At 63.7% G+C, this 26,986-nt stretch carries 16 protein-coding genes; 7 read left to right on the top strand and 9 right to left on the bottom strand.

The genetic code is table 11. The annotated features are described in order from the left end of the window. Positions 1-11: 11 nt before the first annotated feature. From ACN5AZ_RS15450 to ACN5AZ_RS15430, 5 genes are all read right to left on the bottom strand, one after another. The gene (locus tag ACN5AZ_RS15450; protein ID WP_419429796.1) at positions 12-4,445 is read right to left on the bottom strand and encodes a MupA/Atu3671 family FMN-dependent luciferase-like monooxygenase; all 4,434 of its coding nucleotides are present in this window, start codon (positions 4,443-4,445) and stop codon (positions 12-14) included. Further along, a complete protein-coding gene (locus ACN5AZ_RS15445; protein ID WP_419429795.1) occupies positions 4,432-5,421 on the bottom strand; it encodes a glycosyltransferase family 2 protein in 990 nt (329 codons plus the stop codon). The genes ACN5AZ_RS15450 and ACN5AZ_RS15445 overlap by 14 nt, the downstream gene beginning before the upstream one ends. A gap of 3 nt (positions 5,422-5,424) precedes the next feature. Beyond that, a complete protein-coding gene (locus ACN5AZ_RS15440) occupies positions 5,425-11,868 on the bottom strand; it encodes a type I polyketide synthase (RefSeq protein WP_419429794.1) in 6,444 nt (2,147 codons plus the stop codon). A 207-nt stretch (positions 11,869-12,075) separates the two neighbouring features. Beyond that, positions 12,076-13,437 (bottom strand): oligosaccharide flippase family protein, encoded by a 1,362-nt coding sequence (locus ACN5AZ_RS15435; protein ID WP_419429793.1) that lies wholly within the window; start codon positions 13,435-13,437, stop codon positions 12,076-12,078. Then, on the bottom strand, positions 13,434-14,270 hold the full coding sequence (locus ACN5AZ_RS15430) for a glycosyltransferase (protein WP_419429792.1): 837 nt from the start codon (positions 14,268-14,270) through the stop codon (positions 13,434-13,436). The genes ACN5AZ_RS15435 and ACN5AZ_RS15430 overlap by 4 nt, the downstream gene beginning before the upstream one ends. A gap of 169 nt (positions 14,271-14,439) precedes the next feature. On the opposite strand from ACN5AZ_RS15430, the gene epsE reads away from it, so the two are divergent. Continuing rightward, the gene (epsE, locus tag ACN5AZ_RS15425; RefSeq protein ID WP_419429791.1) at positions 14,440-15,663 is read left to right on the top strand and encodes an exopolysaccharide biosynthesis GT4 family glycosyltransferase EpsE; all 1,224 of its coding nucleotides are present in this window, start codon (positions 14,440-14,442) and stop codon (positions 15,661-15,663) included. Here epsE and ACN5AZ_RS15420 read toward each other — a convergent pair. Further along, the gene (locus tag ACN5AZ_RS15420; RefSeq protein WP_419429790.1) at positions 15,660-18,575 is read right to left on the bottom strand and encodes a calcium-binding protein; all 2,916 of its coding nucleotides are present in this window, start codon (positions 18,573-18,575) and stop codon (positions 15,660-15,662) included. The genes epsE and ACN5AZ_RS15420 overlap by 4 nt on opposite strands. 309 nt (positions 18,576-18,884) lie before the next feature. Here ACN5AZ_RS15420 and ACN5AZ_RS15415 point away from each other — a divergent pair, with 309 nt between their 5' ends. Further along, positions 18,885-20,459 (top strand): 2-isopropylmalate synthase, encoded by a 1,575-nt coding sequence (locus ACN5AZ_RS15415; protein ID WP_419429789.1) that lies wholly within the window; start codon positions 18,885-18,887, stop codon positions 20,457-20,459. A 56-nt stretch (positions 20,460-20,515) separates the two neighbouring features. Here the strand turns inward: ACN5AZ_RS15415 and ACN5AZ_RS15410 are convergent, their stop codons facing one another. Both ACN5AZ_RS15410 and ACN5AZ_RS15405 read right to left on the bottom strand, forming a co-directional pair. Beyond that, positions 20,516-21,028, bottom strand: a complete 513-nt coding sequence (locus tag ACN5AZ_RS15410) for a hypothetical protein (RefSeq protein ID WP_419429788.1) — start codon at positions 21,026-21,028, stop codon at positions 20,516-20,518. A 23-nt stretch (positions 21,029-21,051) separates the two neighbouring features. Continuing rightward, positions 21,052-22,038 (bottom strand): 2-hydroxyacid dehydrogenase, encoded by a 987-nt coding sequence (locus tag ACN5AZ_RS15405; RefSeq protein ID WP_419429787.1) that lies wholly within the window; start codon positions 22,036-22,038, stop codon positions 21,052-21,054. 99 nt (positions 22,039-22,137) lie between these two features. Between ACN5AZ_RS15405 and ACN5AZ_RS15400 the strand changes: the two genes are divergently transcribed. Beyond that, positions 22,138-22,632, top strand: a complete 495-nt coding sequence (locus tag ACN5AZ_RS15400; protein WP_419429786.1) for an SH3 domain-containing protein — start codon at positions 22,138-22,140, stop codon at positions 22,630-22,632. Positions 22,633-22,669: 37 nt separating this feature from the next. Here the strand turns inward: ACN5AZ_RS15400 and ACN5AZ_RS15395 are convergent, their stop codons facing one another. Continuing rightward, the gene (locus tag ACN5AZ_RS15395; RefSeq protein ID WP_419429785.1) at positions 22,670-22,957 is read right to left on the bottom strand and encodes a YggT family protein; all 288 of its coding nucleotides are present in this window, start codon (positions 22,955-22,957) and stop codon (positions 22,670-22,672) included. Positions 22,958-23,084: 127 nt separating this feature from the next. Here ACN5AZ_RS15395 and ACN5AZ_RS15390 point away from each other — a divergent pair, with 127 nt between their 5' ends. The 4 genes from ACN5AZ_RS15390 (at position 23,085) to ACN5AZ_RS15375 (ending at position 26,906) form a co-directional block, all read left to right on the top strand. Next, the gene (locus ACN5AZ_RS15390) at positions 23,085-23,627 is read left to right on the top strand and encodes an acyl-CoA thioesterase (RefSeq protein ID WP_419429784.1); all 543 of its coding nucleotides are present in this window, start codon (positions 23,085-23,087) and stop codon (positions 23,625-23,627) included. Between the two features lie 87 nt (positions 23,628-23,714). Beyond that, a complete protein-coding gene (locus ACN5AZ_RS15385) occupies positions 23,715-25,079 on the top strand; it encodes an MFS transporter (protein ID WP_419429783.1) in 1,365 nt (454 codons plus the stop codon). After that, positions 25,076-25,993 carry a penicillin-insensitive murein endopeptidase gene (mepA, locus tag ACN5AZ_RS15380; protein ID WP_419429782.1) on the top strand — a complete coding sequence of 306 codons (918 nt, stop codon included), beginning with the start codon at positions 25,076-25,078 and terminating at the stop codon, positions 25,991-25,993. The genes ACN5AZ_RS15385 and mepA overlap by 4 nt, the downstream gene beginning before the upstream one ends. Positions 25,994-26,000: 7 nt before the next feature. Further along, positions 26,001-26,906 (top strand): esterase-like activity of phytase family protein, encoded by a 906-nt coding sequence (locus tag ACN5AZ_RS15375; RefSeq protein ID WP_419429781.1) that lies wholly within the window; start codon positions 26,001-26,003, stop codon positions 26,904-26,906. Positions 26,907-26,986: the final 80 nt, after the last annotated feature.

Raw genomic sequence — 26,986 nt, 5'->3', positions numbered from 1 at the left:
AACCGACCGTCCTAGGCCTTTCTGCGCGCGCGCATCTCCCTGCGGCGGGCCATGGCGTCGGACCGTGCACTGGCCCGCCCGCTGGCAGGAGGCGGGGCTGCGTCCTCGGGCCTGGGAGCCGGGGCAGTGCTGTCCTGCGGGACCAGCTCTGCCACGCGGGCCGACAGATCGGACAGCCGCGGCAGGCGGAAGATATCGGTGATCGACAGCTTGGCCGCCCCTAGCTCCTCGCGCAGTGCACGATGCACCTGAACCGCCAACAGCGAATGCCCGCCAAGGTCAAAGAAACTGTCCCCACCGCGCGGCATGCCACCGCCAAGGAACCGCTGCCAAACCGCCGCGACACGGGATTGCACCGCGTCGATATCAGCTCCGGTTGTCACGTTGCTCGGTGTCGTTGGCGCAGGCGTCACGACCTCTGGTGCCGAGGTGGTTGCTGTCTGCGGTTTGGGCAGCGCCTTGCGGTCGACCTTCTTGTTGGGGGTCAGCGGAAAGCTGTCGACGCGCATGAAACGGCCGGGCACCATAAAGGACGGCAAGTCCCGTGCGAGAGAGGTTTTCAAAGCCGCTTCGTCCTGCGCAGCGCCCGTGTAGTAGCCCACCAAACGGACATCGCCCGGTGTATCCTCGCGCGCGACGACAACGGCCTGCGAAACGCCGGTCACAGCCTCCAGCGCCGCCTCGATCTCGCCAAGCTCGATCCGGTAGCCGCGGATTTTGACCTGATTGTCGACACGCCCGATGAAATCCAGCGCCCCATCGCCGCGACGGCGCACCAGATCGCCGGTGCGGTACATGCGCCCCCCATGGAAGGGATCTGCGACGAAACGTTCGGCGGTCAGCTCCGGCCGGTTCCAGTAGCCCCGCGTCACCCCATCACCCGCAATCCAAAGCTCGCCCTCTTGCCCAATCGGGACCGGTGCGCGCGCATCGTCAAGGACATAGAGCCGCTGATTGGCCAAAGGCAGACCGATGTTGGTCACCGCCTCAGCCCCATCGGCACGGGTGCAGGATGACCAGATCGTCGTCTCTGTCGGGCCATACATATTCGTTACTGTGGCATCGGTGATCTGCGCGAATTCCGCAACCAAAGCACCCGGCAGCGGCTCCCCACCCAAATATACATGTTGTACATTTTGCAACGCCACGCGCGCTTCGTCGTTCATGGCGATCATGCGCGCCATGGACGGTGTGCACTGCAAGTGGGTTACACCATGCCGCAGGATCTGCGCCGCGATGGAATAGTCATCCTCTGCCAATTCGCGTGTCTCGTTCGCGCGGGCGACCACAGTGGACAGGGGCTTTAGCCCCTCCAGCACGGTGTCGCTGTCGATGCCATAATCGATCAGGCAGGCGATTTCCGTCACCCCGATGGCCTTGACCTGTTCAACGCGGGCCAAAGCATCCTCGACCGTGCCGAACAGCCCGCTGTCGTTGAAATACCGCTCAAAGGCGAAGTCCAAAATGGCGTCCATTTCGGACGCGTCCAATCCGTCGAGTTGCAGATCAAAGGCGTTGCTTGCGCCCTCGGGGCGTTTGAACGCGGGAAAGGCCCAGGCGTATTGTTTGATCAGACCAGCGGCCGAATTGAGGTAATCCTTCATCGGGCCGCGCGCAATTTCACGGGCCTGTTCGCGTGTTTCAGCGATAAAGCTGTGCAGCATCAGCGTGACCTTGAAGTCCGCCGGGTCATGGCCCGCCGCGCGCAACGCGTCATGGTACAACGCGATCTTCTCGCCGACCTCTTCGACCGTCTGGCCCAGCAGGTGGGTCAGCACGTGACACCCATTGGCGCCCGCCTCTTTCCACGTGGCCGGATTGCCAGCGGTGGTCACCCAAACCGGAAGCTCGGCGGACATGGGACGCGGTTGTGTGATGACCTCATGCGGAGTGCCGTCTTTGCGTGGGAAGGCCACAGCTTCGCCACGCCACAAACGCCGCACGGTGTTGATGGCCTCTAACATGGCGGGCTTGTTGTCGGGGGGCGTGTTTTCCGGTCGCAGGACAAAATCGTCAGGCTGCCAGCCGCTGGCAATGGCCATGCCCGCGCGCCCGTTTGTCAGGTTGTCGATCACGGCCCATTCTTCGGCGATGCGGGCGGGGTGATGCAGCGGCGCGACCACGGACCCGCCGCGCACGCCGATGTTCTGCGTGACCGCCGCCACAGCCGCTCCGGTCACGGACGGGTTCGGGTAAGGACCGCCAAAGGCGTGGAAATGCCGCTCCGGCGTCCAGACCGCAACAAAGCCGTTCGCATCGGCGAATTTGGCCCCCTCCAGCAGCAGCCGGTATTTGTCGCGCCCCACCCCGTCGTCATTGCCCCAGTAATACAGCGAAAAATCCATGCCGCCGACCGTTGGCAGGGGCCCGTTGGAAATCAGGCCACGGTCCTCATCACCGGTCAGAACCACGCACAACCCGCGCGCTGTGGTCCAGAACAGCTCCAGCACGGAGATATCAAAGGACAGCGATGTCACCGCCAGCCAGACACCCTGCGCCGGGATGTGCTGATCCATACCGGCGTAAAAGTTCACGGCGTTGCGGTGTTCGATCATCACGCCCTTGGGCTTGCCGGTCGAACCACTTGTATAAATCATGTATGCAAGATGTTCCGGCCCGGCCAAGGGTGCGGGGTTATCAGCCGGCATCTCGGACAGGCGTGGTTCGGCATCCAGCACCAGAACCTGCGCATCATGCCGTGGCAGGCGGGCCTCGATGGCGGCCTGTGTGACGATGACCTGCGCGCCGCTGTCCTCGACAAAATGATCCAGACGGTCCTGAGGGTAGCCCGGATCCATCGGCAGGTACGCCCCGCCCGCCTTGAGAATACCCAACGCCCCGACCATCAGATCGACAGAGCGGCTGACGCACAGCCCGACCACATGATCCGGTCCCACCCCCATGTCGCGCAACAGATGGGCCACACGGTTGGCACGCGCATTCAGATCCGCATAGGACAGCCGCTGGTTTTCGAAAATCAACGCCACCGCATCCGGCGTGCGGGCGACCTGCGCCTCGAACGCGGTTTGCATTGTCAGCGCGGTGTCGTGGTCAAGGCCTGTGGCGTTCCAACCATCGATCAGCGCAGCCTCGCTGTCGGGAAAGGCCTGTCCCTGATCCAGACGGATCGCCAAAATCTCTGCCATCTGCGGCGCGATGCATCCGGTGTCGTAGTGCAGAACCTGCGCCGCCACATCGACCGTGATCGCACTGCCCGCCACAAAGCTCACGCCCAAGGCGATGGCAGGCGTCTCTGGCCAGTCGAGCTCTGGCGCGCGCACGAACAGATCACGGGCAAAGGGGATCACCTTGTCGTCGCGCCACAAGGCCCAGTCGCCCTGCAATTCGTTGCCCGCATCCGCAAACGCCAGATCCACCGCCTGACCAGCTATCTGCGCCGCCCAAAGCGCCACATCCCGCGCGGTGATGGCGCGTGTCAGCGGACGCTGCGCGATCTCGCCACTTGGGGTGCCAAAGACCGGCAGGCTGGCTGGCCGATAGCTGGCAAAGGCGCGGCGGGCGCGTTTTTCATGTTGCACGGCGGCGGCGGCATCTCCGGTTACAGACAGCGGCAGGCGGTCCCCGATTTGCGCGATCTCAGCCGGGTCGACAGCTGCCCCGCACAGGCGGGTCAGCTTCAGCGCGATGGCGCCGCTGCCACAGGCCAAGGTCACCCCGTCATCCACTGACAACACCGTGCCCGCTGGCGCGTCCTGCGCCACCATGCGGGCAGAGACCACGCGCCACACCGCATCATGCGTGCGCAGTTTCGCCACGCACAGCGGGTTCCAATACGGGCCGTGATCCAATGCCCGCACCTGTCGCATGACCTCGGACGCGGGCCGTGTCAGATCCAATTGGCCGTGTCCTTCGGGGCGGTCCCGCAGGGCATGGTAGCTGCGCCCCGTCAGGTCCTGCGGCTTGCGTTCCAGACCATGCTCCAGCTGGTCCAGCACCGCCGGAAAACTGTCGAGCGCGGCCTCCCACGCCTTGGTGTTCAGGGTCAGCGCGGTGTCCGTCTCGGACACGTCGAACAGCCGTTGAACAAGGATATCCCCCTCGTCCACGCCGCCTTCGATCATGTGCCAAGTGATGCCGTGGCGCTGCTCACCCTCGAGCAGCGCCCAGACCGGCGCGTTCAAACCGGCATGTTTGGGCAAGGGGCCGTCGTGGAAATTAACCGCGCCACGGCGGGCACAGGCCAACACATCAGCGGAGATGATCTCCAGATTGGCGATCGACAACAGCCAGTCGACCGCCCCCAGACGCGCCGCCAGATCCGCCCCGTAGGGTTCGACCGCAATGCCCTGCGCCCGCGCCCAACGTTCTACAGCGGTGTCATGTGTGACCACCGCGCGCAGCCGATGCCCGCGCGCCAGCACCATATCCCCGCATTGCACGGTCAACGTGTCGTTCCCGATCAGGACGCAGTCAGATTTGGACATCACAGCCTCTTTGCTCTGGCGTGGTTTGTGTGGGCAAGGGGCGCAGGGCGGCCCGCAGATCATGGGCCAAAAGATCGCGCAGGAAATGGTCCGGGTCCGCCGCGGCCTTGCCGGTCAGCAAGCGACGCCCACGCCACAGCACACCGCCCACGCCATGCGCCAAGCTCGCCAACACCGCATAGCCACGCCCGTGGTTTTTGGTGAAGTAATGCCAACGGCTGTCCAGCCAGTAACGGGGAATTCTGGCCCAGCGCTTCATGCCCGTGGACACCGACCCGATATGGGCCACTTCGCTTTGGCGGACGAAATGTGTCTGATGACCCGCACGCGCCGCCCGCAGACACAGATCCGTTTCCTCGAAATACAAAAAGAACGTCTCGTCAAACAGCCCGATCTGATCCAGCACGCTTTGCCGCATCATGATCGACGCGCCCGCCAGCCAGTCCACCGGCTGCGTTTGCTGCGGAATGTCCATCCAGACCCGATGCGCGGCCAGCAGCCGCGAGACAGGGCCGAACCGCGCCGCCCCTTCGAGTTCAGACCAGATGGACGGAAACCGAAAGGCCGTGTGATGCGGCGCACCGTCTTCGCCATGGATGTAGGAGCCGGCAAAGCCTGCCTCAGGGTGGGTGTCCAGATGATCGCGCAGCGCGCGGATTGCATCCGCAGCCGGAAAGGCGTCGGAGTTCAGCAGATACACGTAATCCGGTGCGGACCCATCCGACATCGCGGCGCGAATGCCCACGTTGTTGCCAGCGCCAAACCCGCCATTGCGCCCCGATTGCAGAAGGCGCACCGGCAGGTTCTCCGCCGCGATTGCAGCGCGCATACGGTCAAAAGAGCCATCGCCGGAATCGTTGTCCACAATGACCAGTTCCGCCTCCAGCCCCTGCATGGCGGTCAGGGCTGCGCGCACCGACCGCAGGGTCATATCCGCAGTGCGATAGTTCAGCGAGACAACCAGAATACGTGACATGGCCTACTCCGCCGCGTGGCTTGGAAAGGCCACGACCTCTCCGCCCTTGGTTTCGGCGTCCTCGATCACGCGGCGCATCTGGGCTGCGAGAACACGCACATTTGGTTCCAAAACCATGGAGTCGTGATCGCCCGGCACCTCGTGCACGGACACCTGCGGTGCGACCGTGCGCCAATCGTTGTCGTCCAGCACATAGGTGCGTTCCGAATTCACCAAGCGGCCACCGGAGACGGTCCATGTGCCGCGCAAGGGCGGGCGGAACAGCTCCAGCCGACCATCCCAAGGCTGGACCTGATAGGCGTTGATCGCACGGTAAAAGGCCGCCTCGATTTCGGCGTTGTGGAACCCGTGCTGCGCCTGCGTATCCGGCACCGCGCGGCGTTTCGCGATCTCCCACGCGATCCGGTTGCGCGCCCAGACAAACGGATAGCCCAGCCCCTTGTCCCGCGCCTTATGCATCTGGATGATCAAACGGTCCCGCCATTCCAGCGGGCGGCGCTGCGGCAGCGGTGTGTCGAGCATAACGACCAGCGACACCTGCTCGCCTGCGGCCTCAAGCTGACGGGCGATCTCGTAGGCGGTGATCCCCCCACCGGAAAAGCCGCCCAGCATATACGGCCCGTCCGGCTGCACCTGACGCATTTCTGCGATGTAGTCGCGGGCGGCATCCTCGATGGTTTCATGCGGAGCCTCGCCGCCATACAGGCCGCGCGCCTGCACGCCGTAAAACGGACGATCCGTGCCCAGCAGATGCGCAAGATGGCGCAGGTTCAGCACGTTGCCGAACATCCCAGCGATCAGGAAAAACGGCTGGCGCGGCCCCCCGTCCCCGTCGTGCATGGCCACCAGATGGCGGAACCGTCGCTGTGGCGCGGCCGCTGCTGCATCCGACGCCCCCGAGGTGATCGGGCCAATCTCCGCCTCGATCAACGCGGCGCAAGCGCGGATGGTGGGGGCCTCGAACAGGACCGAGATGGGGAAGTCGACGCGGAACGCCTTTTTCACCATGGCAAACAGGCGCACCGCGATCAGCGAATGCCCCCCAAGATCGAAAAAGCTGTCCTCTGCGCCCACATTCGACACGCCCAGCAGATCCTGCCAGAATCCGGCAAGCCGTTCCTCGATCTCGCCTTCGGGGGCGACATAGTCGCTTTCAAGCTGTGGCCGGTCAAAGGACTGCTGCGCTGCGGCCTCGACCACCGAGGCCTGCGCCACAAGCGCCGGCAGCTCCATTGACGATACGACCACCTGACGTTCGCCGCTGGCCATAACCCGATGAAAGGCGTCCACGCCCTCATGCGGCAGGATGCCCTGGCTCAGGTTGTGGGCCAGACGCTCTTCGGCGGGGGACAGGGCCTGGGGCGCGCTGTCATCGGTGCTGCGCACCTCGGCTGCGGTCAGCGCAGGCGTGGCCGACAACACGGACACAGACGCGAGTTTGCGGATGGTGAACCCGCGCAGATCGACGCAGACATTGCCCTCGGCATCGCAGAGGGTCACGTCAAAGACCGCCGTTTCGCGATCTGCACGGTTGTCGGCAGCGTTGCGCACCCATGACACCACACGATCCGGCAGATTCCGATAGACGCGCACCGCCGCATAGCGCACCGGCACCCACAGATGGGTGGCCTGATAGCCATCGATCAGCTCCATCGCCCAGCCGGTCGCAATGTCCATCAGGGCCGGGTGCAAGGGGCAGTTGTCCTGCGCGGCGGCGGCATTCATCTCCAGCTCGGCGACCCCCTCGCCCGCGCCAAAGGCGGCGCTGCGCAGCACCTTCCACCGCGGACCAAAATCCAGATGCACCTCCTGCGCGCTGACCAAAGGCGCGCCACCGGCCTCGCGCACAGCGCCACAGCGCGCCCGAATGGCAGACAGATCCAGCGTCTCAGGCGCGGCCATCGGCAACAGCGACAGGCTCCCCTCGGCGCAGGCAGCAAAGCCCGCCCGCCCGTTCAGCATCACATCGGCAGAGACGTCGAACTCATAGCCGCTGTCGCTGCGCATCAAACGCAACTCGACCGCGCGCGCGCCTTGTTCGGCAACCTTTAGCGGCCGCAGAAAGCTGAGGTCGCGGATTTCAAACGGGCCATCCTCGTGATGCGCCCGCAGCGCCTGCGCCGCAAGGCTGAGGTATCCCGTCCCCGGCAACAAGGCATCGCCTGCGCGGGTCCGATGCTCGGCGATCCACCAATCGCTGGCGGTGTAAGACGCGGCAAAGACACGGTTACCCTCCGCGTCAAACGTCTTTTCATCCAGCATCGGGGCATCCACCGCCTCGCGCGGGACCGCTGGCAGATCACCCCGCCGCGCGGCGACCGCCTCTGCCGCCATGCCCACCTCGTTCCAGATCCCCCAGTTCAGCGCAACAACGCGGGTCTGACCCGACTGCGCCTGCGCCCAGGCATTCAGGAATTCATTGGCGGCGACGTAGTCCACCTGCCCCGCAGGGGCCGTCACTGTCGAAGAGGACGCTAACAAGGCCATCCACGCCAGATCGCCATCCGGAAACACTTCGCCCAAAACCTGCGCGCCGTGGATCTTGGGCGTGAACACATCCTCGACCCGCGATGGCGATTTCGACAAAAGCGGCCCATCTGCAATGACGCCCGCCCCATGGATCACACCGGTCACCGCCCCGAAACGCGCCTCGATGGTGTCGCGCGCGGCCCGCATCTGGTCCGCGTTGCACACATCAGCAGCCACCACCAGAATCTCGGCCCCTGCCGCCTCCAGCATCTGCACTGCGCGGATCCGCTGTGCCACGGTGTCCTGTGGGGCATGCCGGTCCAGATAGGCCGCCCACTGTTCACGATCCGGCAAACCACGGCGCGCCAACAGGGCAAGCTTGGCCCCGCGCGATGCCAGATCTGCCGCCAGCGCCAGACCTATGCCGCCAAATCCACCGGTGATCAGAACCACGCCGCCCTCAGGCACACCGGCATCGGCGGGCGCCAGCACCACGGGGGCCATCGCCTGCACAACACGGCGGTTCTGTCGCAGAGCCGCTTGGTCGTTGCCCGGCGTGGCGAGCAACTCTTCCAGTACATGCATGTCCAACGCAGCCTGCGCGGCCTCCGCCTGCGCACGCGCACGACCGCGCGCCCAGACCGGCGCGGCCTCGACCGCGGGCAAAACAATATCCAGCGTCGACACGCTCACCCCGGTCAATTCACGCGGGATCACCCGGACAGGCCCCGCCAATGTCGCTTTGGCCGGATAGGGCAAGACCTCGTCGCGCACCCGTGCCGCGCCATTGGTCACAACGGTGATATGCAGCGGCGCAGGCACCCCTTCGCCATCCAGCGCCTGCGCCAGAAACAGCAGGCTGTAGAACCCGTGCTCCTGCAGGCGGTGAAAGAAAGACGACCCCGGACGATGCTGCTCCCCTTCGGTCAAAAGCCAGAAATGCCCGATCCGCTGCGGCAGCAGCCCCCGCGCGGCAAGATCCGCCATCAACTGGTCATAGCCCTCACGCCCCCGCTCGGGCGCCAGAACATAGCCCTCTCCGACGCGGGCAAAGGCATCACCGGGCCGGACTTCGACCACCTGATGACCCGCAGACCGCAGCCGATCCGCCATCCGCGCGGCCAGCCCCGTCTCGTCCATGAACATCAGCCAGACCTGGGGGGCACTGTCCACCAGCCCATGCGTCACGTCAATTTCGACCTCGGCAGCGCGGGGCCGCCACACCGGCTTCCACCCCCAACCGGACACATCATCACTGCGCGTCAGATACGTGGCACGCGGCGCGGCCTCTTGCCCCGGTTCGATAAAGTACCGTTGCCGTTGAAATGCATAGGTCGGCAAGACCACCCGCGACCGGCGCGCCCCCCCCCAAACCTGCGTCCAGTCGATCTCAACCCCAAGCGCGGCCAACCGAGCCAGAACCTCGAACATATGCTTGTCGTCGGAAATCACCTCATCGCGGTGCCGCAAAGACGACAAGACAGCCTGAGCAGGGACCTCCGCATGCTGGCGCGCCAGTGACGTCAACGCCTTGCCCGGCCCGACCTCCAACATGACCCGCCGATCAGAGGCGACCGCCCCCAGACAATCGGAAAACAAAACGGTGCCACGCAGATGCGCCACCCAATAGGCCGGGTCCATCGCCTGCGCATCCGTCATCAAGCCACCGGTGACATTCGACGTCAGCGGGATTTGCGGCGCCGACAGTTTGATCGACCGCAGATAGGCCTCGAACTGCTCCAATATCGGGTCCAGCATCCGGCTGTGGGCCGCAATATCGATCCCGATCCGCTGGCAATCAATCTCCTGCGCCGCCAAAGTCGCCTGCAAGCGATCCAAGGCGGCCACCGGCCCCGACGCCACTGAAAGCTCCGCGCCGTTCACCACGCCAAGATCCAGATCATCGCCCAAAAGCGGCTTCAGATCCGACGCCGCCAGCCCCACAGACAACATGCCCCCAGCAGGAACACTGTCGAACAGCCGACCGCGCAAATGCACCAGACCGATGCAATCCTCAAAGGACATCACACCCGCCAGACAGGCGGCTGTATTCTCCCCCATGGAATGTCCGGTCAGCGCCGCAGGCTGTACGCCCCAGCCCATCCACATCTGCGCCAGCGCATATTCCGTGATCATGATCAGGGGCAGCTGCAGCGATGGACGCAACAAGGCCGCATCCGCCGCCGCCCTATCCCCCTCCGGCAGCCAAAGCGCGCGCAGCTTGTGTTTTTCCTTGGTGGAAATACCTGAATCCACGCTGTCCTCCAGCGCCTCCAGATGATCGAGCCCGCGATCCATCCACTCTGCGAAAACCGGCTCGGTTTCATACAGATCCCGCGCCATGCCGGCGTATTGCGCCCCGCCGCCGGGGAACATGAACACCACTTCGGGACGCTCGAGCGGGCTGTGCACGTGCTGGCGGCGCGGCTGGCCGCCTTCCAGCAAATCCGCGGCCTCGGCGTGGGTTTCGGCCACCACAACCATGCGCCGCTCGAACCCGCGACGCCCTTCTTTCAGCGTCCATGCAACATCCGCCAAAGACTGTTCGGGATGCGCGCGCAGGTGCTGCGCCAAACGGGTTGCATTGGCCTCCAACGCCGCTTTGCTGCGGCCGGACACTGTCAGTATCTGGAACGGCCAGTCGCTGTCCTCGGACGCCGCCATTTCGGGGGCGGCTTCCAGCACCGCATGGGCATTCGTCCCCCCCACGCCAAGCGAATTCACCCCGGCACGGCGCGGATGAGGGCGCACCGGCCAATCCGTCAGCTTGTCGTTCACCGCAAAGGGCGAGCCGTCAAACGCGATGGCCGGATTTGGCGCCTCATAGCCAAGCGAGGCAGGGATTTGCCCGTGATGCAGGGCCAGTGACGCCTTGATCAGCGATGCCACCCCCGCCGCCGTGTCCAGATGGCCGATGTTGGTCTTGACCGAACCGATGCGGCAATGCCCCTCCGCCTGAGAGGTTTCCCGAAACGCCTGTGTCAGCGCCGCCACCTCGATCGGATCGCCAAGATACGTGCCGGTGCCGTGGCATTCCACGTAATCCACCGTGTCAGAGCTGATGCCCGCAACCGCCTGCGCCTCGGCGATGGCCTGCGCCTGCCCCTCGACCGAAGGGGCGAGATAGCCCGCCTTGGCCGCACCATCGTTGTTCACCGCCGTGCCCTTGATCACGGCCCAGATGTGGTCCCCGTCGGCCACCGCATCTTCCATGCGGCGCAGCACCACGACCCCCGCACCCGACCCGAACACAGTCCCTTGCGCGCGATGGTCAAAGGCGTGACAGGCCCCGTCGGGGCTAAGGATCTCGTTTTCCTTGTACAGGTAGCCGCGCCCCTGCGGCAGCTCGATGGTCACCCCACCGGCCAAAGCCATGTCGCATTCACCGTTCAACAGCGATTGCGCCGCATAATGCACCGCCACAAGGGACGTGGAACAGGCGGTCTGCAGATTCACCGATGGCCCCTTGAGATCAAGAACATGGCTCAATCGTGTGGTCAGGAAATCCTTGTCATTGCCCGTGTGGCGCAGCAGGAACATCCCCGTGGTGTCCACCAGATCGGGGTTGGAACAGACGTTAAAGTAGAAATACGACCCCATCCCGCAGCCGGCAAAAACACCGATCTGCCCGTCGAACCCTTCGGGGACGTGGCCCGCAGTTTCCAGCGCTTCCCACGCCACTTCAAGGAACTGCCGATGCTGCGGGTCCATGATCGCCGCATCCTTGGGCGACAGCCCGTAGAAATCGGCATCGAATTCAGCGAACCCGTCCAGCGGCGCGGCAAAAGGTACGTAGTCGCGGTGGCGCATCAGGCCGGGGTCTTCGCCTGCGGCGCGCAGGTCATCCTCGGACAGGCGGCGGATCGACGACACCCCATCGCGCAGGTTGCGCCAATAGGCGGCGATATCCTCGGCACCGGGCAGATGAGCGGCCATGCCAACGATTGCGATGTCATTTTCGCCAAAGGATTGCGTCATGTCCGCTCCACCACTTTACCCGCCACCGGCGATTGCCGGAACCTCACCCACGCAGAATACGCCGCAAATACGGCGGATTTTAGATTTCACTCTTAGAAAGCGTCGTATTGGGCAAAGTTTTGTTCACTGCTGCTGCACAATACTTGGTTAACTGGGGAAACCCAATCTCACATCAGAACAAAGACCCTATCCGTTCGGGACGCGCTTTTAGCTGATCAAGGATTGAACAGCGCCCCAGTTCAACCATAGCGCAAGCGCGGCCAAACCAACCGCCATGGCCGCAAAGCACAGGTCATGCAGCGCATCCCATGCCCCCATGCGCCGCGCCAGCCAGACCACAACAGGATACGCGGCCAGATAGGCCAGCCCCATGCCGATCAGCGCCCCCAGCAGCCCCGCCATGGCGACACCTGCCAACAGACCGATCCAGACCAGCACCGCCCGCGCCACCGCCAGCACAAAGAACCGGCGCGAATCGCCCGCAGCCAGTGCCGCCTGATCGTAGGTCATCACGATCAGAACCGGCATCTGCGCGCAGGCCAGAACCACGGCGACGCCGCCCGCCTGCCAATAGCGCGGATCGTACAAAAGCTGGACCAGCCAATCCGCCCCCATGGCAAACACGCCGACGAAACCCAGCAACAGCGCCGTCACCGCCACCCGCATCTTGCGCAGGCGGGCAAAGTTCTCGGGGCTGTTACGCGGTGGGGTATCGCGGTAGATCGGGATCAGGATCTTTTGCGTCACCATATTGCCCAGCATCAGCGGGAAAGACGCCCAGAAAAACCCGATATTGTAGACACCAAAGACATCCAGAGGCAGCAGCTTACCCATCAGGATCTTATCCGCCTGATTGTAAAAGAACCCCGCGATTGTGGCCAGAAACACCCATTTGCCAAAGCTGAACAGCTCGGTGCGGGCCTCGGCCTCCCACAGGAAGCGGTTTCGCGGACCGGGCAGGAACCGCATGTTCAGCCACAGCTGCAACGCCGAGCCCACAATCGCGGAGACCACCAGCGCCCAGACCGATCCCCACCACCATGCCAACCCCACCGCCGCGATCACACCGCCAAGCTGCGTGATCATATCCAGCAGCGTGACGCGCCCCAGCAGCAAATGCCGGTTTGCGGTAATCATGGAGGTCGGGCGAAAGCCATCAATCACCAGCGTCAGCGCCGCCACAGGCAGCATCAAGGCCAGCTCCGGCGCGTCGTAGATCTGCGCCACCGGCCATGCCAGCGCACAGGCCACCAGCCACAGCCCGACCCCGCGCACCGCCTGCATCGTCCATGCCGTATCCAGAAAGTCGCGATCATCGCCCCGTTTGCTTTGCAGGATGGCGGGCACCACGCCGACGTCGCTGAACTGGTACAGCCCCATCAGAAAGACCATGACCAGCGACATCAGGCCAAAGGCTTCGGGGAACAGCAGCCGCGTCAGGATCAGGTTCGACGCCAGCCGGATCATCTGGCTAAACCCGAATCCCCCCACCGTCAGCAAGGACGACCGCATCACCCGCGCGCCCAGACCATCGCCGCGCAGGGCAGCCCATTTCGCGGTCAGGCTCATCGTCCACGGCTCCAGCCTGTGGCGCGCCCGGCAGTCAAGCGCACTGCCAGCGCGACACCGGCATAGACCGCAAAGCCCACGGGATCGCGCAGCGCCATCCCCAGCTTTTCACGCATCGGAAAGGGCGCCTTGTCGTCATTTGCCAACAGCTCGGGAAAGCGGTCTTCGATCTCGGTGACACCTGCGTCCTGTCGGCGGCGCACCCGCACCAGCGCGCGCATCCCTTCGGCAATGGGCCAATCATAGGGGGCCGGCACCCCGATGCGGTCCTGCGGCGCAAACAGCAGCCGCACATAGGTGTCATCCGAGATGATATCGGGAAACGCCCCCCACCGCCCGCGCCCGGCGGCGTTCACCGCAAACAGCCCACAGCCCGGCACGCCTGCGCGCATGAACGGCACCTGCCGCCAGATCCGCGCGTAGGCACGGCTGGCCCAACTGCGCGCGGTGATCCGGACCTGCCCGCTGGCGTATCGCGGCGCATCGCTATCCAAGGCCGCAATCACCTGCGCCACCAGATCCGGCGAGACGGTGACATCCGCATCCAGATAAATCCGCGTGCCCGCCTGCGCCAAACCATCCCCGACGTTCAGCGCCAGCAGCTTGCCGCCCTCCGAGACCTCATGCACCAACAGCTGCCAACCCATGCGGGCAAAGCCATCAGCATGTCGGGCCGCGCGCGCCGCCGTGTCATCGTGGCAGCCGTTGGGCACCACAATGACCTGCACCGCCCCTGTCACACCACGCGACGCGGCCAACGCGGACAGGCAACCGTCGATCAACGCGGCTTCGTTGCTGGCAGGCACAATAACCGTTGCCTGAAATTCACCCATCGGCTGACCTCGACCGAAACCCGTACCCCCGATGACACACCCTCGGAAAAACCGGATGCGTCACGCAGCTTAACTTACAGTTACCTATGGCCAAAGGACAGTGCCACACCGAATAGTTGCCCCACGCTCGCCTATTGGGACGGCGAGGGCTGCCATCTGACCCAAGGACATGACTTTGCCGCAAGGCCTGCGCATCGGTTATATCGTCCCGCAGTTTCCGGGACAGACCCACATTTTCTTTTGGCGCGAAATCAAGGCGCTGGAAGCGATGGGGCACGAGGTGCACGTCTTTTCCACGCGCAAGCCGCCACCGCGATTGATGTCCCACGCCTGGACCGCAGAGGCCATGGCCCGCACCACCTATCTGGGCCGCGCCAATCCGTTGTTTGCGCTGAACGCCGCCGCGAAACTGGTGCCGCAGGGCTTGCCGAAATGGTTGCTGCAGGAACCAAGCGCCTTCACCAAGGATATCCTGATCAGCCTTGCTGCGGCCGACCGGCTGCGCGCCGCCGCCCAGCGCCTGAAGCTGGACCACATCCATGCGCATTCCGCCGCCCGCGCCGCCTTTATCGCGGCGCTGTCGCATCACATGGGCGGGCCGCGTTATTCGCTGACGCTGCATGGCCCGCTGTCGGACTACGGCTCTGGCCAGCGGTTCAAATGGCGCGACGCCAGCTTTGCCACCATCATCACACAGAAGCTGATGGATGAGGTGCACGCAGAGCTCGGCCCCGACCTGCCAGACCGGATGCTGATCCGGCCAATGGGCGTCGATACCGATGTCCTGTCCCGCCAGACCCCGTATCAGCCCCCTGAACATGGCCGGCCCATTCGCATATTCTCCTGCGCGCGGCTGAACATCGTGAAGGGGCATCAGGATCTGATGTCCGCCACCCGTCAACTGATTGACCAAGGCGTCGATGTCCGCGTCGAAATCGCGGGCGAGGATGACAACGGCGGCACCGGCTACCGCGCCGAGCTTGAGGCGCATCTGAAAAAGCTGCGTCTGCAGGACCATGTCAAACTGCTTGGCGCGATCTCGGCAGAAGACGTGCGCACCAAGCTGGAGGCGGCGCATCTGTTTGTGCTGGCCTCGTGGCACGAGCCGCTCGGCGTGGCCTACATGGAAGCGATGTCCATGGGTGTGCCGACGATCGGCACCGACGCAGGCGGGGTCAAGGAACTGATCTCTGACGGGGCGACCGGCTATCTGGTCGAACCAAAGAACCCCGGCCAGCTTGCGCGCACCATTCGGTCGCTGGTTGGCAGCCCTGAAGCCCTGTTGCGGCTGTCACGCGAAGGACGCGCCCATATCGAACAGCATTTCCGGGCCGAGCTGGGCGCAGAAACGCTGGTCGCGGAAATCACCCGCCTGCAGGACGCGCCGATCTAACCGGCCAGACCGTCCGTCGCCACGTCCTGTGCATCCTCTGCCCCGAAACGCAGCGCCTCGACACCGATCAGGCGCAGGGTGCCATCGGGTCCGCTGATGTGCAGACCGTCGCCTACTGTCTGGAATGTGTAAGCATCACGCGCCAAGGGCAGCACCACAACATCGCGGCCCGCCCCGCCGTGGATCACATCCGCACCGCCCGCCGACAGGATCACGTCATCGCCGCCAAGGGCGATCAGGTAGTCCTCTGCCGCAGTGCCGGTCAGGCGGTCCGCCCCTTGGCTGCCCGGTGCGCGCACCCCATCGGCAAAGGCGTCAAGGTCACGGTCTTCCCACTGCGGGCCGGAGGCGTTGTACGCCATTAACATGTCCCAGCGCGGGTTGTTGTCGTGCAGATGACGCAAGCCGCCCCAACTGCCCCATTGCGACGCAGGCGCCACATCGACAAAAGCGTTGAACAGCGTGCCACCCGCATCGGCCCAACCGCCCAGAAGCGTCTCGTACAGCTTGGCCATCTCCGGCGTGTAGTTGAACGTCTCGAAGAAGCTGGTCAGCCGCTCGTCCTGCACCTGCGCGCCATGGGCGGTGACATGGGTGCCGCCCTCGTACATCACCAGATCCAGACCGTAGCGGCGCGCCGCCGCTGCCTGATAGGGAAAGACCTCTTCGATCAGTTGTTTCAAACTGCCTTCGGCCAAGGCCTGCGCCACGGGGGCCACAGCCCCGTCAAAGCGGGCTTCCTTGACGAATTCGCGCAACGATACGCGGCGCAGCCCCTCTGCCTCGCCCGCCTCGACGGCCAGCGCCTCGGACTGGTCCAGCCATCCGGTCATGCGCGGCACCATTTCGTCGGTGCCCATCTCGTAGCCGAAATATCCCGTGATGGCATAGGCGTCGAAACTGTCCACCGGCGGCCTGCCGAGGTTGAGCATGGCCAAGGGCGCGGACAAGATCTGCTCCTCGATCCCCGGCCAGCCGGTGTGGGTGCCGACCGTGCGCACCAGCCGGTCGGGCGCGTCAAAGACATCGGCCCAGATGTCCATCACCTGCGCGGACCGCAGCCCGTACCACTGCATCCAGCCCATCTCGCTTTCGCCCCACAAAGCTGTCGCCTGATCGCGGGCATAGGCCGCTTGCGGGAAAATCTGGTTCCAGACCTCGTTGGAGTATTCCACATAGACCTTCAGGCGCGGATCAAGGTCGCGCTCCACCATCTGCGCAAACTGCCGGACATAGTCATCATCCGCCCCGTGCGGCATGTTGAACCACGGGTCCGCGCCGATCACATTGGCCAGACGGATCATCACCTCTAGCGGGACACCCCAATCGAGCCAGTTCAGACTGTCCACCACGGGGCGGTCTTCCCATGACATTACGGGCGATCCATTGGTCAGCATCCAATCCATGAACCGGACAGAGCGCGCATCCTGCACACGGTCCAGCCACAGCGGATTGAACAGCGCGCCTGCCTGATACAGCGGCATGAATTCTTCTTTGACGATGGCGATGTTACGGATCGGATCGTCTGCGTCGATCTCTTCGATGCGCAGGGAGACCAGCCCCTCGCCCGGCTCATAGCGGAAGGTGATGCGCCCGTCTTCCTTGCGGACCCGCTTGGCGCGCCCGCCCAGTTCGATCTTTCCCGAGCCGTCAAAAGTGACGACGTAATCGCCCCGCAGCCAATCCTGATCCTTGGACTGGTCCGTCAGCAGCACGGTTTCTAGGGCATAGGCCTCTGCCGGGATGGACAGGGGATAATCGAGCGCATCCAGATGACCGGCGGCGCGCAAAGCCTCGGTCGAGATCGCGCCCCACTGGTCATCCACATGCCCGACAAAGCCGCGCGCGCTTTTCATCAGGTTGAGAAAAGGATGCTGCGTGGACCAATCCGAAATGCCGTTCAACCCCAGACCCAAGGCGGGCAGCCCCTCCGGGCGGAGGCCGGATTGCGGCAGGGCGACAGCGGTACGCTCGGGCAGAGCGGTTTCCTGTGTGACACGTTCCTCTGCGGCGGCACGCGCCTCTCGGATCGGGGCCGCTTTCCAGATCATGTCCGCGATGGTGCTATATTGATCAACCACCGTGGGATGAAGCGACGCGGGCGGGATGTACCCGGCGGGCGGCGCGGTATCGTAAAGCCACGTGTAGACCACCATCGCCGCAAGGAAGTAGATCGTCGGACGCCCGTGCGGTGCGCCATCCTCATAGAGCTCGGCGGCGGGGATATCGGCCAGCGGGCCGCCCTTGGCCATCAATTGCGCAAGGATCTGCGCCACCGGGATCAGTTCGACCTGCAGCTCCGGGCGGGCGCGGTCAATGCTGCTGACCAGATCCTCGTACCACTGGTGATACGCCCCGAGGTTGAAATCATGGTACTTCTCGAACGGGCGATCGCGCGGCGGGAACCGCCCCACGAGGCTGTCCATCTCGGCCCAGCCTTCGTAGATGTACAGGGTGGATTCCGGGCTGGCCTGATGCACCCAATCGAACAAGGCAAGGCTTGCGCCAAGCGGGCTTTGCCCGTCGGGGTTATCGCCATCGTAAGGCACATCTGGTTGTTGGTATTGGATAAAATTCGCAGGCGTCAGCAAAACCGCGTCATAGCCCGCATCGCCAAACCTGCCCTGTGACGGCCCCCACGCGCCGCGCACCCCGTCAAAGGACCAGTTCGCGGTGGGCGGCAAAGATTCAACAAAATTGCGCAGAAATCCCCACTGCCCATCAACCGCAAAGGAATTGTCCGCCGCCTTGGCCAGTTCGTTGACCCAATGCGGCACATTGGTCAGGTCCGAATCCTCGCTCAGGTGGTGCACCAGTGAATTGCCAAAGATATAGGCCGACACCTCTGTGTCCTGCGCGCTGGCCGCCCCTGCGCACCACATCCCCAACCCTGCCAGAAAAGTCCTGAACATCCCGTCTACCCTGCCCATTCGCGCACTATCGTTATTGGGCAGGACTATGCCGGAAAAATGACGCCGCTCAAAGATGGCCCACGCCCCTTGCGCGTCTTTTCGCGAATTTATTGGGTTTTCATTCAGGAATCGCCACGTATAGTGCAGCCCATGACCATGACCCAACATATCACACCGCGCGCGTCCCTTCGGGCGCTGCTTGCGTTGGGCCTAGCTCTCGTCCTAAGTCGCCTCTGAGCGTGCCGTTCGGCGCGACCGCTCAGAGGGGAACCGCTTCGCGCCAAGAGGCTTAGAGACAAGAGAGATACCATGACAATCGATACATCTGCGGACAACAGCCGCGTTCTCATCTTTGACACCACGCTCCGTGACGGCGAGCAATCCCCCGGCGCGACCATGACGCACGAGGAAAAGCTCGAAATTGCCGAGCTTCTGGATGACATGGGTGTCGACATCATCGAGGCGGGCTTTCCCATCGCGTCCGAGGGGGATTTCCGCGCCGTGTCCGAGATCGCCCAGCGGTCGAAAAACTCGGTGATCTGCGGGCTGGCGCGCGCGCAATTGCCTGACATCGACCGCTGCATGGAGGCGATCAAACATGCAGCCCAGCCGCGCATTCACACGTTCATCGGCACCTCGCCGCTGCACCGCGCGATCCCCAACCTGACCATGGATGAAATGGCCGACCGTATCCACCAGACGGTCAGCCATGCGCGCAACCTGACCGACAACGTGCAGTGGTCGCCGATGGATGCGACCCGCACCGAATGGGATTACCTGTGCCGCGTGATCGAAATCGCGATCAAGGCCGGCGCCACCACGATCAACATCCCTGACACCGTCGGCTACACCGCGCCGCGCGAATCCGCCGATCTGATCCGGCGTCTGATCGAAACCGTGCCCGGCGCGGACGAGATCGTCTTTGCCACCCATTGTCACAATGACCTTGGCATGGCGACGGCGAACTCCCTTGCCGCGGTCGAGGCGGGCGCACGCCAGATCGAATGCACCATCAACGGTCTGGGCGAACGGGCGGGCAACACCGCGCTCGAAGAGGTCGTGATGGCCATGAAGGTGCGCAACGATATCATGCCGTTCTCCACCGGCATCGACACGAAGAAGATCATGCATATCTCGCGCCGGGTTTCCACGGTGTCGGGCTTTCAGGTGCAGCCGAACAAGGCCATCGTCGGCAAGAACGCCTTTGCCCACGAGTCCGGCATCCATCAGGATGGCATGCTGAAAAACGCGGAAACCTTTGAAATCATGCGCCCCGAAGATGTTGGCCTTGCGGGCACATCCCTGCCTTTGGGCAAACATTCGGGCCGCGCCGCGCTGCGCGCCAAGCTTAAGGAACTGGGCACCGAAGTCGGTGACAACCAGCTCAAGGATATCTTTGTCCGCTTCAAGGATCTTGCCGACCGCAAGAAAGAGGTGTTCGACGATGACATCCTCGCGCTTGTGTCGGCCACGACCGAAGGTGCGGATGCAATCAGCCTTGTGAACCTGCGGGTCGTCTGCGGCACCGGCGGCCCCGCCGAAGCGCAGATCGAACTGGAAATCGACGGCACCGACCAAACCGCCACTTGCGAAGGCGACGGGCCTGTGGATGCAACCTTCAAGGCGATCCGCGAACTTCACCCGAACAAGGCGCGGCTGCAGCTCTATCAGGTGAATGCAGTAACCGCCGGAACCGATGCGCAGGCCACCGTGTCCGTCCGCCTTGAAGAGGACGGCATGATCGCGACCGGCCAATCGGCGGACACCGATACGGTCGTTGCCTCTGCCCTGGCCTATATTCAGGCGCTCAACCGGCTGGTGGTGCGCCGCGCCAAGGTCGGCCCCGGCGCAGACAAGCGCGAGATCAGCTACAAAGAGCTGTAAAAGCTCGGAGAAATTCGTGAAGGGGGCGTCCTAAACGGCGCCCCTTTTGTCTGCGCTCAGCCGCGCGCGAAATTGGCAAGCGTGCCGCCGGACACGAGGTGATCCAGCATCTGCAGACGCGTGGCGCGATCAGCTGCATTCAGGGCGCGCACCTCCGCTGCGGTCAAATCGCGTCGGACAAACCCCTGAGTTTCCATGCAGCGGTCCATGCCTGACACCTCGCCGTTGTAGCGCAAGGCCGGTGCATTGGAGGCCACGATAATCGGCCCGACGACAACACCGCCCCACAACACGCTGCCCAGATAATGCCCGGTCAGCGTGGCATTGCCCGATTGAACAGCATCGTCACGGCACGACGAAAAGGCAGCACGCGCGCCCTCCAACGTGGCGCCCGCGCGAAAGGGGACCGACGGGCCGGGGGTTTGCGCCGCACAGGCGCCAAGCAGCGCCGCAACCGACATCGCACCAAACATGCGGAAGGAGAGTTCTTTCATCATACCGCAGCTGTAGCCACCTGCGATTGACCAATCAATCTGTTGGCGCAGGCAGCCGCCCCGAGCCTGCGCCATGTGGCGCGCCGGTCACACGGGGCTTACAGCATCGAGGGGACCACCTGATCCGGTGGCCGGTGACCGTCAGCGAAGGTCTTGATATTGATGATAACTTTCTCGCCCATCTCGACCCGTCCCTCGCGCGTGGCCGACCCCATATGCGGCGTCATAACCACGTTGGACATGGCTTGCAGGTCAGGATTGCCGTGGGTGCCTTGCTGATACACATCCAGGCCGGCCCCGCCGAGCTTGTCCTGTTTGAGCAGCCGCACAAGCGCGTTCTCATCGATCACCTCCCCGCGTGAGGTGTTCACGATCACCGCATCATGCTTCATCAGGTTCAGACGTCGCGCGCTGAGCAGGTGAAAGGTGGACGGCGTCGAAGGGCAGTTGACCGACACGACATCCATGCGCGCCAGCATCTGGTCGAGGCTTTCCCAATAGGTCGCGCCAAGATCTTCTTCGGTGGCGGGATGCAGGCGGCGGCGATTGTGGTAATGGATCTGCATACCAAAGGCCGTGGCGCGCCGTGCCACCGCCTGACCGATGCGGCCCATGCCCAGAATGCCCAGACGTTTGCCGCCCAGACGCCCGCCCAAGAAACCGGTAGGCGCCCAGCCTTGCCACGATCCGTCCTGCATCACGGCCAACCCGTCGGGCAGGCGGCGCGTTACAGCCAGCATCAGCCCCATCACCATATCGGCGGTGTCATCAGTCACCACACCCGGCGTGTTGGACACCAAAATCCCGCGCGAGCGTGCGGTTTCCACGTCGATATGGTCAAAGCCCGACCCGTAGTTGGCAATCAGTTTCAGCCGCTCGCCCGCCTGCCCGATCAGCCCTGCATCGATCCTGTCGGTGATGGTGGAGACCAGAACATCGCAGTCACGCACCGCCTCGACCAGTTCCTCACGGGTCATGGGGCGGTCGTCGAGCCGCAGTTTCACGTCGAACAGCTCTGTCAGGCGTGTCTCGACCACCTCGGGCAAGCGTCGCGTCAGAACAACACTCAGACGTTTTGATGGCATGGAACCTCTCCCCTACTTCTCCCGGCGGCCGGTCGCGGGTAACCTGCGTTATAGTCGAACGGGCCACAAGAACCCGATACATAAAAAGAGCAGACAGTCATGTTCAAACATCTCCTCTCAGCGGCGGTGGCGCTGACCCTTGGTGCGGGCGCTGTGGCGGCCGCGGACCGCGGGCCCATCACCAACCTGCCCCTGCCACGTTATGTGTCGATGAAAGCCGCCGAAGGCAATGTCCGCCGTGGGCCTTCGCTGTCGCATCGCATCGATTGGGTCTATAAACGTCGCGACATGCCGCTGCAGATCACCGCAGAGCACGGCCATTGGCGGCGCGTGCGTGATCGTGATGGCGCGGGCGGCTGGGTGCATTATTCGCTGCTGTCCGGCGTGCGCACGGTCATTGTCGAACAGGACATGCTGGCCCTGCGCCAGCGCCCGACGCAGGACAGCCCCGTCAGCGCCCGTCTGGAACTGGGCGTGATCGCGCGTCTGGGCGAATGCGGGGTGACGTGGTGCGAACTGACCGCGAGCGGCTACAAGGGCTGGGCCCCGAAAACCACGCTGTGGGGCGTGGCCCCGGACGAGATTCGCGACTAAGGCGGTGGGGGATTGCGCCCCCGCCCGCCATCAAATGTCAGTAAAAGCTGCGCAGGTTGTTGGTCAGCACGATCTCCAGCGCGATCAGCACGACAAATGCGATCAGCGGCGCAAGATCCAGCCCGCCCATCTGCGGCAGGAAACGACGGATCTGGCTGTACAGCGGTTCCAGCAGGCGGCTCAGACCATCCCAGATCGACGCAACCAATTGCTGGCGCAGGTTGAGGATCTGGAAATTGATCAGCCAGCTCATGATGACATGCGCGATGATGATGAATTTCACGATGCCGATAATCATCAGCAGGATTTGAATCAGGGATACCATCGCGGGCCTCATGCAGTTCAGGACGCGTATCACCTAAGCACCCAATGCCCCTAGGGCAAGAGTGTCGCGGCGTCTTGGTTGACGCCCCTGCCGCATCGCAGCAAGAGAGCGCCAAAGGAGATTTTCGATGTACCCTTTCTTTCGCCTCTTCAAAGACGTCTGGAAAAGCCGCAGCCTGCCCCCGATGGGTCTGTTCGACACCCATGTCTCGCACCACCTGTGCATGCCTTGGGATCTGGACATGTGGAACGAGCTGAACAACGGCCGCACGCTGACCCTGTATGATCTGGGTCGCATTCCCATGGCCCAGCGCATGGGCCTGCTCGAGGTGCTGCGCCGCGAGAAATGGGGCCTGACAGTGGCCGGATCGGTGCCCCGCTACCGCAGGCGGGTGCGCGGCTTTGACCGGATCGAGATGCAGACACGGCTGATCGGTTGGGACCACCGTTTCACCTATATTGAGCAAAGCATGTGGAAATCGAACGGCGAATGCTCCAGTCAGATCGTCTTGCGCACCGCGATCACGGACCGCAACGGGATGGTGCCGACGGACCGCGTGGCAGAGGCCTTGGGTGTCGATATGTCCAGCGCGCCAGAGCTTCCCGAATGGGTGGCCAAATGGATCGACGCAGAGGCCGCGCGCCCTTGGCCACCGCATCGCGTGACGTGATGTAGGTCGGGGGTTTCCCCCGACTTCGCCCTTGCCAGCGCGCGGTGCGCTGGGGTCTAACTGTCCCGAACAGGGCGGGGCAGGCAAATGACGGACAACACACGCAAAAAGCGTATTTGGGCATGGATGTTCTTTGATTGGGCGCAGCAGCCTTATGCCACGCTGGGCCTGACCTTTATCTTCGCGCCCTATTTCGCGGCTGTAGCCGCTGATTGGTTTCTTGCCCAAGGGCTACAGGACAAAGCCGCCCGTGCCAGTGCGCAAGGCCTGTGGTCCTCGGCGCAAACGGTTGCCGGTCTGGCCATCGCCTTCAGCGCGCCGTTTCTGGGGGCATGGGCGGACAGCACCGGACGACGTCTGCCATGGATTCGCGGGTTTACCGCGCTGGCCATTCTCTGCGCCGCTTTCTTGTGGAACCTGCAGCCCGACGGCACCGGCCTGATGCTGGTACTTGTGCTGTTCTGGACAGGATTTTTCTTTTCAGAATCTGCCTTTAATCTGAACAACGCCCTGCTACCCAGTTTGGGCACCCGCGACGAGGTCGGGCGCATTTCCGGTGGGGCCACCGCCTTTGGCTATTGGGGGGGCGTCCTGTCCTTGTTCATCATTTTGCTGCTGTTTGCCGAGAATGACACCGGCAAAACGCTGATCGGCCTGTCGCCGCCCTTTGGTCTGGACCCCGAAACGCGCGAGGGCACGCGGTTCACCGGCCCCTTCATCGCGCTGTGGTTCGCGCTGTTCACGCTGCCGTATTTCCTCATCATCCGCGAGCCTGCCAGCGTCACGAAACGCCCGTCGGTGCGCGCAGTGCTGGGGGATCTTGCCCGTTCCATCCGGGCCATATCAAAACGCCCCTCCTGCGCGTCCTTTCTGATGGGGTCGATGTTTTACCGCGATGCGCTGAGCGCACTGTATGCTTATGGCGGTGTCTATGCGGTTCTGGTTCTGGACTGGACCACTCCGCAGGTCGGCGTCTTTGGCATTATCGCCGCCATCGCCGCTGCGCTGATTTCATGGATCGGGGGCATTGCAGATCAAAGGTTCGGCCCCAAGCCGGTGATCGTCATCAGCGTCTGGGCCTTGATCGTGGTGTCCAGCGTTGTTGTCGGCATGTCGCGGGACCACCTGTTCCTTCTGTCCCTGCCCGAAGGATCGCTGATCCCCGATATCACCTTTTACATCTGCGGGGCCACCATGGGTGGTGCAGGCGGCGCGCTGTATTCTGCGTCGCGGTCCATGATGGTGCGCCACGCAGACCCCGACCGCCCTGCTGAAACCTTTGGCCTGTTTGCCCTGACCGGAAAGGCCACCGCGTTTCTTGCACCTGCGCTGATCACTTTGTTCACCTTGATGACCCAGTCGACGCAATTGGGCTTTTTGCCGGTGATCGCGCTTTTCCTTGTGGGTCTGTTCCTGCTACGCTGGACGCAACCGGAAGGGGATATTGCATGATCCGTAAATCGTTCCTGATTGCCCTGATTGCGCTGGCGGCCTGCGCGCCTGCCCCGCGCGACATCTCTGGCGCACCTATGGCCAAGGCGCGCGCCGTGGACCCTGTGCTATCGTCAAAACAGGCCAAACAACTGTTCGGCGCCAAAGCCAACGGCTCCAACCAGCGCGCGGCCCCCTATGGCGGCTATGCCAAGGGCTGCTTGGCCGGCGGTGTCGAACTGCCCGAAACCGGCCCGACGTGGCAGGCCATGCGCCTGTCGCGCAACCGCAATTGGGGCCACCCGGAACTGGTCGATTTCGTACAGGACCTGTCGCGCAAGGCGTCCCGCCAACCGGGGTGGAGCGGCCTTTACGTCGGCGACATGAGCCAACCGCGTGGCGGCCCCATGTTGACGGGGCACCGCAGCCACCAGATCGGGCTGGATGCCGATATCTGGATGCTGCCCGCCGATGATCTGACCCTGTCCGAACGGGCCCGCGAAAACATCTCCTCCATCTCGCTGCGGCGGTCGTCCGGTGCCTACACCAACGACAAATGGACCCGCCAGCACCACGAAATCATCAAGGCGGCCGCACAGGACCCCCGCACCGCACGCATCTTTGTCTTTCCCGGTGCCAAGGTCAAAATGTGCGCCGAAGAGACCGGCGACCGCGCATGGCTGCGCAAGGTCCGCCCGTGGTGGGGGCACCACTATCACTTCCACGTCCGCCTGAACTGCCCCAAGGGCGCCACAGGATGTGTCAATCAGGCCGCCCCACCCGCAGGGGATGGCTGCGCCGATGCGGAACAATGGGTGAGCAACATCCTTAACCCGCCGCCGCCCGATCCCAACGCCAAACCGGCACCGCCCCGTCGCGAACTGACCTTGGGCGATCTGCCTGCGCAATGCTCTGACGTGTTGGCCGCGAACTGATCCTGACATGAAACCTATCGAAGATGTCCGCCGCGCCTTTGGGCGCGGCCTGTGTGTTTTGGCCGCCACTGCGGGGCTGGCGGCCTGCTCTGTCTTGGCAGAGGATGTCGAATACCTCGGCAGTTTTGTCTGGCCGCGCACCTCCCATGGCGGAGGCGGCTTTTCCGCGCTGGAGCTTGACGCAAATGGCCAAGCGTTCGTGACCATCAGTGACCGCGCCCGCCAGACGACGGGGACATTGATCCGGTCGGGTGGTCGCCTCACCGGCATCGACGCCGCCCCCCTGCGCCCTCTGACCGATCCTAGCGGACACCCCCTGCCGATCGAAGCCGCCGATTCCGAAGGGCTGGCCCTTTTGCCGGATGGGCGGACCTGCATTTCCTTCGAAGGCAACCACCGCGTCTGGTGCTATGATCGCGACGGCACCGCCCGCGCGACACCGCCCTTGCCGGATGTCTTTGACGGCTACACCAATCGCGGGATCGAAACACTGGCCGCAGATGCCGAAGGCCGGCTTTATGCCATTCCCGAACATTCCGGAGGGCTGACCACCCCGTTTCCGGTAATGCGTCTCGACAATGACGCATGGACACAGCCCTTTGCCCTTCCACGGAGGGGTGGCCATCTGCCTGTTGGCGCGGATTTCGGCCCTGATGGCAGGCTCTACGTGCTTGAGCGTCTCTTTACCGGATATGGGTTCAGCAGCCGTGTGCGCCGGTTCGATGTCTCCGACAACGGGCTGACAAACGAGACCATTCTGATCGACACCCCCGCCCTGCGGCACGACAATCTCGAAGGACTGGCGGTTTGGCAGGATGCTTCCGGCGCGACCCGTTTGACGATGATCTCGGACGACAACGAATTTGCGCTGCAACGCACCGAAATCGTGGAATACCGCGTCACCCGACCGTGACACTTGCGCAACGCTGCCGCAGTGGCTATAGCCCCGCAATCCGCTGCCGGCATGTTGTCGGGCGGCAAGTCCCCGCAACC

Origin of the sequence: Sagittula sp. SSi028 (genome assembly GCF_048553715.1) — a bacterium.
GTDB lineage: Bacteria > Pseudomonadota > Alphaproteobacteria > Rhodobacterales > Rhodobacteraceae > Sagittula.
Note: the sequence above shows the minus strand (reverse complement) of the source record. Positions and strands in the feature narration are given on the sequence as shown.